Origin of the sequence: Cellulosimicrobium sp. RS, from assembly GCF_046159675.1 — a bacterium.
Lineage (GTDB): Bacteria > Actinomycetota > Actinomycetes > Actinomycetales > Cellulomonadaceae > Cellulosimicrobium > Cellulosimicrobium funkei.
The window spans coordinates 34,208-47,876 of record NZ_JBJXVU010000003.1 but is presented as its reverse complement, the minus strand read 5'-3'; the positions used below and the strand labels follow the sequence as shown (position 1 = coordinate 47,876).

At 72.3% G+C, this 13,669-nt stretch carries 9 protein-coding genes; all 9 read right to left on the bottom strand.

Translation table 11 applies throughout. The annotated features are described in order from the left end of the window. Window positions 1-480 (bottom strand): hypothetical protein, encoded by a 480-nt coding sequence (locus ACI769_RS05790; protein WP_409141320.1) that lies wholly within the window; start codon window positions 478-480, stop codon window positions 1-3. Between the two features lie 143 nt (window positions 481-623). Further along, a complete protein-coding gene (locus ACI769_RS05785) occupies window positions 624-5,384 on the bottom strand; it encodes an ExeM/NucH family extracellular endonuclease (RefSeq protein ID WP_409141319.1) in 4,761 nt (1,586 codons plus the stop codon). A 321-nt stretch (window positions 5,385-5,705) separates the two neighbouring features. Beyond that, complete coding sequence (locus ACI769_RS05780) at window positions 5,706-6,077, bottom strand: sterol carrier family protein (protein WP_171467423.1); 372 nt, start codon at window positions 6,075-6,077, stop codon at window positions 5,706-5,708. Window positions 6,078-6,107: 30 nt separating this feature from the next. Beyond that, complete coding sequence (locus tag ACI769_RS05775) at window positions 6,108-7,658, bottom strand: RNB domain-containing ribonuclease (RefSeq protein WP_409141318.1); 1,551 nt, start codon at window positions 7,656-7,658, stop codon at window positions 6,108-6,110. Window positions 7,659-7,846: 188 nt separating this feature from the next. Then, on the bottom strand, window positions 7,847-8,731 hold the full coding sequence (locus ACI769_RS05770) for an ABC transporter ATP-binding protein (RefSeq protein ID WP_144721493.1): 885 nt from the start codon (window positions 8,729-8,731) through the stop codon (window positions 7,847-7,849). Then, window positions 8,731-9,648 (bottom strand): ABC transporter ATP-binding protein, encoded by a 918-nt coding sequence (locus tag ACI769_RS05765; RefSeq protein ID WP_021483201.1) that lies wholly within the window; start codon window positions 9,646-9,648, stop codon window positions 8,731-8,733. Before ACI769_RS05765 ends, ACI769_RS05770 begins: the two co-directional genes overlap by 1 nt. Further along, complete coding sequence (locus ACI769_RS05760) at window positions 9,645-10,808, bottom strand: ABC transporter permease (protein WP_114553520.1); 1,164 nt, start codon at window positions 10,806-10,808, stop codon at window positions 9,645-9,647. Before ACI769_RS05760 ends, ACI769_RS05765 begins: the two co-directional genes overlap by 4 nt. After that, on the bottom strand, window positions 10,801-11,796 hold the full coding sequence (locus tag ACI769_RS05755; protein ID WP_085386588.1) for an ABC transporter permease: 996 nt from the start codon (window positions 11,794-11,796) through the stop codon (window positions 10,801-10,803). Before ACI769_RS05755 ends, ACI769_RS05760 begins: the two co-directional genes overlap by 8 nt. Window positions 11,797-11,842: 46 nt before the next feature. After that, the gene (locus ACI769_RS05750; RefSeq protein ID WP_043656525.1) at window positions 11,843-13,522 is read right to left on the bottom strand and encodes an ABC transporter substrate-binding protein; all 1,680 of its coding nucleotides are present in this window, start codon (window positions 13,520-13,522) and stop codon (window positions 11,843-11,845) included. Window positions 13,523-13,669 lie beyond the last annotated feature (147 nt).

Sequence of the window (13,669 nt, the reverse complement as noted above, 5' to 3'; positions counted from 1 at the left end):
TCAGCGGCGCCCGCGCAGGCTGCGGCGGTCGGCGACGACGGCCCACACGCCCGCGACCGCGGCGCCGAGCGCCGCGCACGTCACGAGGATGACCGTGAAGTAGACGCCGGGCTTGAAGACCGGCGCCGCGGCGGGCGACTGGAGCCACGCCCCACCGATGCCCAGGCCGAGGACCGTGCCCAGGAGGATGCCGACCGTGAAGAACGCACGGTAGCGGGGGGCGCGGCGGACGGTCGCCGGGTCGACCACGGACTCGATCTCGACCTCCTCGTCACCGGCGGAGGCGGCGTCGCCGGGGGTCTCGTCCGACCTCGCCTCCTGCCCGACGGGCCCGGGCTCGGCGGCCCCGGGCTCGGCGGCCCCGGGCTCGGCGGCCTCGGACCCGGCCTCGGGGCGCGCGGCCTCGGGCACGACGGCGTCGGGCGCGGCGGACGGGTCGGGGGCCGTGCCGTCGGGCACGCGGGACTGCTCGGAGCTCACGAGCACGACCCTACCCGCGCTTCCTGGGACTCCCCGCAGAGTCCTCGCCCCGGACGCACCGCGACCCGGGCCCGTCGGACGGGACCCGGGTCGCGGGACGTGGCGTCGCCTCCTCGGCGGCGCCGCACGGCGTCAGGCAGACGTCAGCCGCAGGTCTGACCCTCGAAGGGGATCTCGTACTCCTGCGTCACGCCGTCGAGCGTCGCGGTCACGGTGACCGTCCCGCCCTCGACCGACGTGGCCCGGGTGTTGAACGACTGGTAGGCGTTCTTGCCCGGCTGGAGGTTCGGGAACCGCTTGGAGCCGTAGGGCGTCTCGAGGACGACCTCGACCGGCGCGTCCTCGCCGTTGGTGGCGCGGACCGCGAGGTGGACGAACTTGCCCGTGCAGCGCGCGGTGGCCTCGAGGTTCACGAGCTCCACCGTCGGGGCCGCGGCCTCGACCGTGACCGGGATGCGCGCCGTCGTGCCGCTCGGCGACGCGACGACCCACAGGTCGTACTCGCCCGCCGCGGCGTCGGCCGGGACCGTCGCCGTCAGGGTCGCCGCCCCGCCCGTCACCGTGGCGGTGCCCGCCGGGGTGCCCGGGGCCGCCGGGTCGAACGTGGCGTCCGCGGCGACGAGGTACCCGTCCACCGACGTGTTCGCCGGCGACCCGAGCGACGTGAGGTCGAGGCCCGAGAGCCCCACGCTCACGTCGGAGCCCGCCGTCACGGTGCCGGGCAGCTCGTCGACGACCACGCGCGACCGGTCGAACGACGGCGACACCGGCGAGCTCTGCTGCAGGTACGCGATCCACGCGTCCCGGTCGACCAGACCGGAGTCGCGCGGGTCGGTGCCGTCCGTGAACACGCGGAAGTTGTCGCCCCCGGTGGCCAGGAACGAGAACGTCGCGACGCGGTACTCGCCGTCGGGGTTGATCGGCTCGCCGTCGATCGTCACGGACGAGACGTTGCTCCCCGGCGCCGCGTTCGGGTCGGCGGTGCTCGCCGTCCACGACACGTTGTCCGAGAGGCCCAGGGCGAGGTACGGGCGTGACGGGCGGTTGCCGTTCGCGTCCGTCTGCCACTGCTGCTCGAGCATCTCGACGACCTGCTCGCCCGTGAGGGTCACGGTCCACAGGTTGTTGACGAACGGCAGGACCGCGTTGGCCTCGGCGTACGTGATGACGCCGTCGTCGCCGTGCAGGAGCTCGGCGCGCAGCCCGCCCGGGTTGACGACGCCGATGTCCGCGCCGCCGCGTGCCGGGTCGGAGAGCGTCGCGAGGAGCGAGTCCGCGACGAGGTTGCCGAGCGTCGACTCCGAGGCGCGGTCGTCACGCCCGGACGTCGGGTCCGGGCCGGGGCCCGCGTACGTCCCGCCGGGGCCCGTGTACGAGCCGCCCGCGAACGCGGTCGTGATGTCCGCGGTGACCTCGCCGATCGGGGTCGCGCCGATGATCTCGGCCTGCTGGAGCGCCGCGTCGACGATCGTCTTGACCTCCGCGACGCGCGGGTACGTCGCGACCAGGGTCGCGTCCTCCGCCTTCGTGCGGGCCACGTTCTGCGCCGTGTACGCCGTGACCTCGTGGGTCGCGGTGTCCACGGTGAGCGACACGTGCCCGATGAACTCGCCGTAGTTGCCGGTCTGGACGATCGGGCGGGTCTTGCCCGGGGCGCCCGGGACGGGCGCGTCCCACGCGTACTGCTTGTGGGTGTGGCCCGTGAAGATCGCCGCGACGCGCGCGTCGGTCTCGTCGACGATGTCCGCGAAGGCGCCGCCCGCAGCGACCTCCTCCTCGAGCGTCGCGCCGTCGGGCGTGCCCGCGGACGCGCCCTCGTGGACGAGGCCCACGACGACGTCCGCCTCGCCGTTCGCCGGGTCGCCGTCCTGGAGCTGGGCGGTGACGCGGTTGAGCGCCTCGACGGGATCGCCGAACTCGACGTCGGCGATGCCCGACGGCGTGACCAGCGTCGGGGTCTCCTCCGTCACGACGCCGACGAAGCCGACGTCGAGGCCGTCGATCTCGACGACCTGGTACTCCGGCAGCGCCGGGTTCGTCGTGCCCTTGTCGTAGACGTTCGCGCCCAGGTAGGCCCAGTCGGCCTCGTCGGTGACCCGACCCGTGAGGTCGTCCATGCCCTGGTCGAACTCGTGGTTGCCCACCGCGGACGCCGCGAGGTCGAGCGTGTTCAGCACGTCGATCGTCGGCTGGTCCTCCTGGAGCGCCGACGCGAACAGCGAGGCGCCGATGTTGTCGCCCGCCGAGACGAAGGCCGTCCCGTCGGGGTTCGCCGCGCGCAGCTGCTCGATCGTGCCCGCGAACTTCACCGTGTTGGCGTCGATGCGACCGTGGAAGTCGTTGATCGCCAGCAGGTCCAGCTGCGTGGTGCCGGGCTCGGTGGCGCCGAGCTGGAGGCCCACGAGGACGGGGTCGTGGTCGGACGACCGGAACGGCGTCGGGTCGTAGAGGATCGACGCGTTGTAGTTGTACCGGCTGTACTCGTTGGCGATCGGCTCGACCGAGTTGATGTTCCACACGTCGGTGCCGGTGACTGCGTCCGCCGCGGCCGACGACGCGAACACGTGGTCGAGCGACCCGACGTACCCGTCGAACAGGTAGGTGTGCTCGCCCGTCGACGCACCGAGGTCGGTGTAGCCGGCGTCCTTGAGCACCTGCAGCGGGTCCTCCTGCTCGTAGGAGTTGAAGTCGCCCGCGAGCAGGACCTTGTCCGTCCCGGCGTCGGCCGCGACGTCCTCGGCGAAGGCGACGAGCGCCGTCGCCTGGCCCACGCGCGCCTTGTTGTACGCGCCCTGGCCGTCGCCGGTGTCCTTCTGGTCGGCGGGCGCGGAGTCGTTGCCGCCCTTCGACTTGAGGTGGTTCGCGACGACGAGCACGTCGTCGCTCGCCGCGTCGTCGCCCTCGGTGATCCCGCCCGCGGGCTGGAAGACCTGGGCGAGCGGCTCGCGCGCGTTCGAGAACGCCGGGTCGTCGAGCAGGATCACGGAGTCGCCGACCGGCTCGGCCTCGGCCACCTGGTAGATGTACGCGAGGCGGATGACGTCCTCGTCCGTCGGCACCGCGGCCGGCGACGGGACGAACGCCCACTCCTCGGCGCCCGCGGCCGCGTTGAGCGCGTCCACGAGGTCCGACAGCGCCTGGTCGCGGTCCTTGCCGAACGGCTCCGAGTTCTCGATCTCCATGAGCGCGACGACGTCCGCGTCGAGGGCGTCGATCGCCGCGACGATCTTCGTCTGCTGCCGCTCGAGGTTCGTGGCGTCCGCCGCGCCGCGCGCGTCGCAGCCCGTGCGGACCGTGATCGGGTTCCCCGCGCGGTCCGTGTAGAACTGGCAGCCCGCGACCTGGTCGCCCGTGGTCGTGAAGTAGTTGAGGACGTTGAAGGTCGCGACGGAGAGGTCGCCCCCGACCTCGGCCGGAGCGTCCTCCCGCGTGTTCTCGAACGTGACCGGCTGCACCGTGGCGGCGTTGCCGCCGTCGCCCGCGGTGAGCTGCGTGCGCGGCTGGAACGTCCAGGCGTCGAACCGGTAGTCGAGGATGACCGGCGTCGTGAACGACACGGCCGCACCCACGCGCGCCGGTGCCCCGCCCGTGAGGTACGGGAGCGGGACGCCCTTGTTCGCCGTGTTGTTGAAGTTCGTCGTGGCGCCGTCGTCGAGCACCACGGCCCGCGCGGCACGGTCCGCGACGGCGGCCGCCGCCTCCGCGCTGCCCGGCCGACCGGCCGACGTCGGCTGGACGAACGGGTCCGTCCCCGCCGCGAGCACGAACGACCCGTAGTAGTTCGTGTCGTAGTTGTCCGCGACGACGTAGTCGCCCGCCGGCTGCACGAGCATGCCCTCGAGGGCCTCGCGCTCGGCATCGGTCGCCGGGAACGCGACGTTCGCGGGCTTGACGTCCTGCGCCGCCTCGTCGAGCACGGTCCAGCCGCCCGCCGCAGGCGTGATCTGGGTGAGCGTGAAGTACTCGGAGACCGCGCCCGTCACCTCGACGTGGTCGCCGACCGCCACCGCGGCCGCGCCCGCCTTCGAGTAGACGAAGATCGCGTCCGACGCCGTGTGCGACGCGTCGAGGTCGCCGCCTGTGCCCTCGGTCTGCAGGTAGAAGCCGTCGTAGCCGCCCGTGGGGTACGTCGCGGTGACGACGCCGCGCGTGGTGACCGTCTGCCCGACGAGCGGGCTCGCCGCCCCCGTGCCCTGGATCTCCGCGATCGGGACGACCTCGCCCGGCTCGGGGCCCGGGCCGCCGCCGTCGTCGCCGCTGTTCTGCGGCGTCACGGTGCTGGAGAGCGTGAGGTCCTTGCTGTTGTCGTCCGTGTCGGCGTACCCGGTCCGGTTGATCGACGCGGGCACGTTGTTGGCCGACGGCGCGGGGCCCACGGCCGTCTCGAACGTGTTCGAGGTGCCGTACCCGATCAGGTCGACGACGTTCGCGGCGCCCGCGGCGTTCCCTGCCGGCAGCGTCACCGGAGAGGTCGACCGCACGAGCGCCAGGGTGCCCGTCGTGCCCGACGGGTTGAGACCGCCCGTCGCGTCGGGCGTGGGCAGCGCGGCGCCGTTCGAGCCGTTCGACCCGCCCTGCACCAGGTAGTAGCCCCCGGGGGCGACCGAGCCGGTCAGCGCGGTCACGCCCGTGAAGGCGCCCGTGCTCGTCGCCGAACGGTACTGCAGCGACATCCCGGAGAGGTCGATCGCCGCCTGCGTGGGGTTGTACAGCTCGACGAACTTGTGGGTGTACGGGGCGTTGGCGCTGCCGCCGCTCAGGTAGGCCTCGTTGATGACGAGGCCCGATCCGTCGGGCGCCGCGCTCGCGGCGGTGGCCGCCGCGACGGAGAACGGCACGGCGAGGGCCACGGTCAACGTGCCCGCCACCACCCTCCGTCGCCGCAGGTGCTGGTGGTCGGTCACGCTGACTCCTTCATCTCGTGCGGACGGCCGGGCAGCAGCTCGCGCGTTCCCGTGGGTCGGGGACGAACCTCGGACGGGGCGACACCCTGCCTCCGCGGGACATCGCACCTCACCTGGATGAACGTGCGGTTGCTGCCGTGTCACCGCCACGAGAACGCCAGCGCACGTCGTCGTGCCGCGAGCGCCCGCGCGGACGGCGGCCGGTCATCCTGGGACGCTAGTCCCCCGCCCGGCGCTCCGCCAGACCTGACGCGGAGAACGTTACCCACCGGTAACACGCTCGCCGCCCGCGAGCAGGTGCCGAGGTCCCCGCCGGAGCGGTCAGCGTGGCCGGGCCGCCTGGAGCGGCAGCAGGAAGGAGATGTCGGAGCGCTCGCCCGACGCGCGGACCCGCCCGTCCGCGACGGCGTCGGCCCAGGTGACCGCCCCCGTCACGAGGCCCAGCCACGTCTGCGGGTCCGTCTCGACGACGTTCGGCGGCGTCCCGCGCGTGTGCCGCGGGCCCTCGACCGCCTGGACGGCCCCCGCGGGCGGCACGCGTACCTCGACCGTGTGCCCGGGCGCGACGTCGGCGAGCTCCTCGAGCGTGAACCGCACGGCCGTCGTCACGGCGCGGCGGTCGGTGGGGTCGTCGCGCCACGTCGCCAGGGCGAGGCGGCCGGCGGCGGGGTCGGTACGGCGTCGGGCAGGCACGAGGACCAGCCTAGGCCGCGCGGCCCGGCGTCAGCCGACGGTGAACCGGACGCGGCGCCCGGGCACCGACGCCTCGCGCAGCGTGGCGCGGACCGGGTCGCCGAGCGGGAGGTCCGTCCCCTCGACGGGCGCGCGCACCGCCGGGTCGGCGAGGACCACCTGGCCGCGCCGCGCCCCGCCCGCCTCGTCGGCGTCCTCGCGCTCGAGACGGCGTGCGCGCTCGCGGTCGTCCTCGACGTCGACCACGACGCCGTCGAACTCCTCGCCCTCGCGACCGGTGAGCAGCGCGGCCTCGACGACGTCGACGATCCCGCGCTCGTACGCGCTCGCGCGCTGGCCCGTGCGGGCCATGGTGCGCGGCAGGCCGGGCAGGGCGTCGAGCACCCACCGCGGCACGTCCTCCCCCGCGCACAGCGCGAGGCACACCTCGGTGCCGTAGCGGTCCACGAGACGGCGCAGGGGCGCGGTGACGTGCGCGTACTCCGCGCCGATCGCGGCGTGCGCCGCGTCGCCGGGCACGCCGGGCTCCTGGCCCGTGCCGCCGAACGCCTCGTACGACGCGCCCCGGAACAACGACGTCGCCTCGTTGAGGAACGCGGCGTGGCGCGGGACGCGCGAGTCGAGCGTCGGGACGAGCTCGGCGTACGGCATCTCGCGCGGCCAGTCGATGCCGAGCGCGCGGGCCGTGCGGCGCAGGCGCGCGAGGTCGCGCGGGTCGGCCTCCGGCAGCGCGCGGAAGACGCCGACGCCCCCCGCGCGCATGAGCCGCGCCGCCGCGATGCCCGTGAGCAGCGACACCTGCGCGTTCCAGGCCTCCGCCGGGCGGGTCGAGCGGAACTCGAGGCCGAACGAGCCGTCGTCGCGCGTGACGATCTCCTGCTCCGGGACCTCGAGCGACACACCGCCGCGCTCGCGCTCGCGCGCGAGCCGCAGCTCGCCCACCTCGCGGAGCAGCAGGAGCGCGTCCCCGGGGCCACCGGCCTCGATCCGGGCCTGCGCCTCGTCGTAGGTGAGGCGCTGCGTCGAGCGCACGACGGCGCGCCGCACCGTCGCGTCGAGGACCTCGCCGCGGGCGTCGAGCACGACGCGCCACGCCGCGGCCGGGCGGTCCTCGCCCGGCAGGAGGCTCGCCGCGCCCTCGGACAGCACGGCCGGGTGCAGCGGGGTGCGACCGTCGGGCGCGTAGAGGGTCGTGCCGCGCTCGTGGACCTCGGCGTCGATCGCTCCGCCCGGCACGACGAACGCGCCGACGTCGGCGATCGCGTAGTGGACGACGAACGCGGCGCCCGCCGGGTCGTCCGGCGCTCCCCCGGCCCGCTCGAGGTGCAGCGCCTGGTCGAGGTCCATCGAGCCCGGCGGGTCGATCGTGACGAACGGGACGTCGCGCAGGTCGACGCGTCCCGGGCCGGGCGCCGCGCGGTCCTCGCGCACGGCCTCCTCGGCCTCGGCGAGCACCCCGTCCGGGAAGGTCTCCGGGACCTCCATCTCGCGGCGCAGCGCCGCGAGCGCGTCGGTGACCAGCGCGGTGGTGCTCGGGGCGGAGGGCTCGGGTCGCGCGAGGCGCAGGTGGCGGGCGGGCACGAGCCCGACCCTACCCACCCGTCGCCGGGCACGTCCTGCGTGGCAGGACGGACGACGACGGACGGGGCGAGCGCGCGGGCCAGGGCGTCCGACTGACCTGGCCCGCGCGACGCGCACGCGTCACCACCGACGCGTGCCGCCGGGCAACCCCCGCTGCCCGGACGATGAGGGGACGGGCGACGCCCGTCTCACATGCCGCGCGTGCCGAAGCGGTCGCGGGCGACGGCGTCGCCCCCGCCCGCCGCGGCCGCGGCGAGCTCGCGGCGCACCTCCTCGCGGAGGCGGCCGTGGTTCTGCGGCTCCGGTGCCGCCCCGAGGAGCAGCTTCGTGTACTCGTGCTGCGGGTCGAGGATGACCTGGTCCGACGGCCCGCGCTCGACGACGTTCCCGCGGAACATCACGAGGATCTCGTCGCTGAAGTGACGCGCCGTCGCGAGGTCGTGCGTGATGTAGAGGACGCCGAGGTTCTCCTCGCGCTGCAGTCGCGCCAGCAGGTTGAGCACCCCGAGCCGGATCGACACGTCGAGCATCGACACGGGCTCGTCCGCGACGAGGAACCGGGAGCCGGGCGCGAGCGCTCGGGCGATCGCGACGCGCTGGCGCTGACCGCCCGACATCTCGTGCGGACGCTTCTCCGCGAACGTCCCCGGGGGCGTGAGGTTCACGCGGGTGAGGAGCTCGTCGACGGCCGCGTCGAGCTCGGCGGCCGTCTTCGCGAGCCCGTGGATCCGCAGCGGCCGCTCCAGGTGGTGGCGGATCGAGTGGAACGGGTTGAGCGACGCGAACGGGTCCTGGAACACCATCTGGACGTCGTGCCGGTACTCGGCCAGGCCACGGCCACGTCGGGCGGACGGGACGCCGTCGAGCAGGATGTCACCGGACGTCGGCGTCTCGAGCTTCGCGATCATCCGCGCGACGGTCGACTTCCCGGAGCCCGACTCACCCACGATGGCGATCGTCTTGCCCGGCTCGAGCGTGAACGACACGTCGTTCACCGCGCGCAGCCGCGACCGCTTCCACCCGTTGCGGATGACGAAGTCCTTGGTGAGGTTCCGGATCTCGAGCGTGCCCATCAGGCCACCCCTCCCGTGCTGTCGGCGGTGTCCTCGCCGGACCGGACGAACCCGCCCCGGTCGCCCGTCAGGCTCGGGAACGACCCGAGCAGGCGGCGCGTGTACTCGTGCGCGGGCGCGTTGTAGATCTCCTCGGCCGTGTTGAGCTCGACGATCTCGCCGCGGAGCATGACCGCGATCCGGTCGCTGATCTCCAGCAGCAGCGGCAGGTCGTGCGTGATGAAGACGACGGCGAAGTCGAACTGCTCGCGCAGCCGCATGATCTCGCGCAGGATGCCGCGCTGGACGACGACGTCGAGCGCCGTCGTCGGCTCGTCCATGATCATGACCTGCGGCTGGAGCGCGAGGGCCATCGCGATCATGACGCGCTGGCGCATGCCGCCGGAGAGCTCGTGCGCGTAGCTGTCGAGCCGGTTCGGGTCGACGCCGACGAGCTCCAGCAGCTCACGGCTGCGCTCGAGCTTGTCCTTCGCGGACATCCCCGGGCGGTGCGTCGCGAAGACGTCGAACAGCTGGGCCTTGATGCTGATCACGGGGTTGAGGGAGTTCATCGCCCCCTGGAAGACCATCGAGACCTTGTCCCAGCGGAACGCCCGCAGCGAGTCCCCGGACAGGGCGGCGACGTCGATGTCGTCGCCGTCCTTGTCGTGGAGGACGATCTCCCCGCTCGTGCGCAGCGCCGGCGGCTTGAGGAGCTGGTTGAGCCCGTACGCGAGGGTCGTCTTGCCGCAGCCGGACTCGCCCGCGAGGCCGAGGATCTCGCCCCGGTGCAGGGTCAGGGACACGTCCTTCACGGCCTGCACGACCGGGTTCACCTGGTACTCGATCGAGACGTTCCGCGCCGTGAGCACCGGGATCGCGCCGGGCGGGGCCCCGAAGTCGCCCGCGGCCTTCGCGGTGAGGGTCGGTGTGCTCATGACTGGACCTTCTCGTCGTCTCGGGCCGGGGTGCTCGCCGGGCCGTCTGCCGTGGCGGCAGCGCCGGCGGCCGGCGCGGTCGCTGCCGCACGCTTCGCGCGCTGCTTGCGGGCGAGCCGGACGTTCTTGACCGCGGCGGGTGCCGTCCGGAGCCTCGGGTTGATGATCTCGTCGATGCTGAAGTTGATGAGCGCGAGCCCGCACCCGAACAGCGCGATGAGGAGGCCCGGCGGCACGAACCACCACCAGCGTCCGTAGGCCATCGCGTTCTGCGTGCTGGCCTCGTTGAGGATCGTGCCCCAGGTGACCGACCCCGACGGCCCGAGGCCGAGGTACGAGAGACCGGCCTCGCTGAGGATCGCGAGGAGCACGGCGCCCAGGAAGTTCGCCGTGAGGAGCGGCAGGAGGTTCGGCAGGATCTCGACGAGGATGATCCGCGGCGCCTTCTCGCCCGCGACCTTGGCCGCGTAGACGTAGTCGCGGCTCCGCAGCGACCGGGCCTGCGCCCGCAGCACGATCGCCGCGCCCGCCCAGCCGGTGATGCCGAGGATCAGGGCGACGAGGAAGAGCGAGCGGGACTCCAGGTAGGCCGAGATCACGATGATCAGGGGGAGCCCGGGGATCACGAGCATGATGTTCGTGACGAAGGACAGGATCTCGTTCGTCCAGCCCCCGACGTAGCCGGCGAGGATGCCGAACAGGAGCGAGAGGACCATCGCGATCACGCCCGCGAGGAGGCCGACCGTCAGCGAGCCGAGGCCTCCGTGCGCGACCTGGGCGAAGATGTCGACGCCGATGTTGTTCGTGCCGAGCAGGTGCTCGGTGCTCGGCGGGAGGTACGCGGGGTTCGACGTCGCCCGCGGGCTCTGGCTGAACAGCGGCGTCACGACGGAGAAGAGCACGATCCCGAGCGTCAGCACGAGGCCGACGACGAGCTTGCCCGAGCGGCGCGGGAGCATCGCCCGGATGCCGCGCTTCGGCGCGGAGCTCGTCGGGACGGGCTCGCCCGCGACGACGGCCTCGGGCGGGGCGATGGGCACGTCCGGCACGATGCCGGCGGTCCGGTTCTCGGGCGGCAGGCCGTCCACCACCACGGAGGCGGCGGGGGCGGCGTCCGCCGCAGGCGTCACGGTCTCGGCGTCACGGGTGGGGTCAGCCATTGTTCCGCGTCCTCGGGTCGATGATGCCGTTGATCAGGTCCATGAGGAAGTTCGCCGCGAGCACCACCACGGTGATCACGAGGAAGGCGCCCTGCATGAGCGCGTAGTCCTTCGCCTGAACCGCGGTGAAGAGCAGCTTGCCGATGCCGGGGTAGCTGAAGGCCTGCTCCATGACCACCGACCCGGCGACGACGAAGCCGAGCGCGATGCCGAAGCCCGTGACCGACGGCAGGACCGCGTTCCGCGTCGCGTACGTCAGCGCGACCCGGAAGGGGCGCAGGCCCTTGGCCTCGGCCGTCGTGACGTAGTCCTCGGCGATGGTCGAGACCATCATGTTGCGCATCCCGAGGAGCCAGCCGCCCATCGCCGACAGGATGATCGTCACGGCCGGGAGGGTGCCGTGGTAGATCACGCTGCCCACGAAGTCCCACGACCACTCGGGACCGCTGTCGAACTCGAAGATGTCGTACGCGCCCACGATGGGGAACCAGCCGAGCGACACCGAGAAGATCGAGATGAGCACCAGGGCGAGCCAGAAGTACGGCACCGCCTGGAGGAAGGTCGACGCGGGGATGATGTGGTCGACCCAGGTACCGCGCTTCCAGCCGACCCACGCGCCGAGGCCGACGCCGAGGAGGAACGCGATGATCGTCGCCAGCCCGACGAGGCCCACCGTCCAGGGGAGGGCCTCGCCGAGCAGCTGGCTCACGGGTGCCGGGAAGTACAGGACCGACGTACCCAGGTCACCCGTGAAGATGTTCTTCCAGTACGCGAGGTACTGCTCCCACAGGGTGGCGTCGTCACTGCCGAAGAGGACGTCGACGCTCTGGATGAGACCAGGAGTCAGCTCGCCGTTCTTCCGGAGCATGGTGTCGAGGTAGATCTGCTTGGGGTCACCAGGGATCGCCCGCGGCAGGAGGAAGTTGAGCGAGACGGCGGCCCAGAAGGTGACCACGTAGAACGTGATCCGCCGTGCGTAGTACCTCATGCGACTGACTCCTCGTTCACCCGAGCTCCTCTTCGGCAGTGCGACATCAGCTCGCGGGCTCGAGCTGGGAGAGGATCACGCCGTTGCTGATCGTGGCCCACGACGGCGGGAAGGCGTACATGTCGTCCTCGGACGGCCAGCCGGTGTAGTCCTTCGTGTTGACGAACGACATGGTCGGGTTCACGACGAGGGCGATGTAGGGGAGGTCGCGGGCGATCTCCTTCTGCACCGTGGCGTACGCGGCCTTCTTCGCGTCCTCGTCGTTGGTGCCGGCGGCGGTGGCCACGGCCTCGTCGACGAGCGGGTTCGAGTAGCGCGGGAAGTTGAAGCGGCCGGCCTCGATGGTCTCGCCCACCGGCGTCGTGTACTCGGTCGTGAGCCACTGGCGGTAGATGGCGAACGGGTCGTCGAGCGAGGTGCCCGTGATGCCGCTGATCATCATCTGGTAGTTGCCGCTGGTCCGGGCGTCGGACATCTCCTGCTGCGTGATCTTCACGTGGTTGATCTCCACGCCCGCCTCGAGCGCCTGCTGCGCGATGAGGTCACCGGCCGCGTTGTGGTCGCTCCAGCCGTCGACCGAGATGAGCTGGACAGAGAGCTTCTGGCCGTCCTTCTCGTAGATGCCGTCGGCACCCTTGGTGTAGCCGGCTGCCTCGAGGACCTTGGCCGCCTCGGCCGGGTCGCCCTCCTGCGGGCTCTCCTTCTCGATCTCCGAGGAGATCCAGCGGTCGTCACGACCGAGGAGCGCGAGCGACGGCGACGCGACGGCCGCGTGGCCCGAGAACGCCTTCTCGTTGATCTCGCCGCGGTCGACGAGCAGGTTGACCGCCTGGCGGACGGCGAGGTCCGTCTGCGGGCCCGCGCAGCCGAGCGCCGCGTTCGAGCACGACATGATCGTGGTCGGGTCCTGCGGGGTGTTGAGCAGCGAGACCTGGCCCGCGCCGGTGACCGTGTCCGGGTCCGCGATGAACATCGTGGTCCAGTCGATCTTGCCGGTGGCGAGGAGGTCCTGGGCGCTCTGGTTCTTGTCGAGCGCGAGGAAGCGGACCTTCCCGAGGCTCGGCTCGCCGCCCCAGTAGTCCTCGTTCGGGACGACGGTGTAGGTCGCGTTCGTGATGGTGTCGAGCGTGAACGGGCCGGTGCCGACGGGCTCCTCGTTCGTGTACGTGATGAGGTCCGACACCTCCTTGAAGAGGTGCTCGGGGACCATGAGCGTGGTGCCGAGGATCTGCACGGCGCTCGTGAACTGCGCGCCGTTGAACGTGAACTTGACGGTCGACTCGTCGACCTTCTCGATCGTGTTCAGGTAGTCGCGCTTCGCCGCCTCGTTGGTGTACGAGAAGATGACGTCCTCGACCGTGAAGTCCTCGCCGTCGGACCACTTCACGCCCTCGCGGATCTTGACGGTCAGCTCGGTGCCGTCCTCGCTCCACTCGTAGGACTCGCCCAGGCGGGGCGTCGGGTCGCCGGCCTCGGCGCGGTTGTAGAAGAACAGCGGCTCGTAGATGCCGCCGTTCGTCACGTGCAGCGGGTTGGGCGCGTACGGGTTGAAGTTCGCGACCATGGGCGTCTGGGTGCCGGCCCAGACGTTGAGGACACGGGCCTCGCCGCCCTCGCCCTCGCCCTCGCCGTTGCCCCCGCCGGTGCAGGCGCTCGCGAGCAGCGAGACGCCCGTCACGAGTGCCGCGGCCGTGAGCAGACGCTTGCGCGCCGTGCTTCGAATCATCTTCGGTCCTTTCGCATGGACGACGCGTCCTCACGTCGTACTTCGGCGCCCGCAGGCGTGTGGCAGGAACACTAACTAATAGCCACCGGCCCTCCTGCGAATACGACAGGAAAGTTACCTAACTGAGACATCGATACCAGGATCGCG

What these genes read in the sequence shown, in the direction of transcription:
- ACI769_RS05770 (WP_144721493.1), bottom strand. Translation starts at nt 8,731, where the DNA reads ATGGGCACGCTCGAGATCCGGAACCTCACCAAGGACTTCGTCATCCGC.
- ACI769_RS05765 (WP_021483201.1), bottom strand. Translation starts at nt 9,648, where the DNA reads ATGAGCACACCGACCCTCACCGCGAAGGCCGCGGGCGACTTCGGGGCC.
- ACI769_RS05760 (WP_114553520.1), bottom strand. Translation starts at nt 10,808, where the DNA reads ATGGCTGACCCCACCCGTGACGCCGAGACCGTGACGCCTGCGGCGGAC.
- ACI769_RS05755 (WP_085386588.1), bottom strand. Translation starts at nt 11,796, where the DNA reads ATGAGGTACTACGCACGGCGGATCACGTTCTACGTGGTCACCTTCTGG.
- ACI769_RS05750 (WP_043656525.1), bottom strand. Translation starts at nt 13,522, where the DNA reads ATGATTCGAAGCACGGCGCGCAAGCGTCTGCTCACGGCCGCGGCACTC.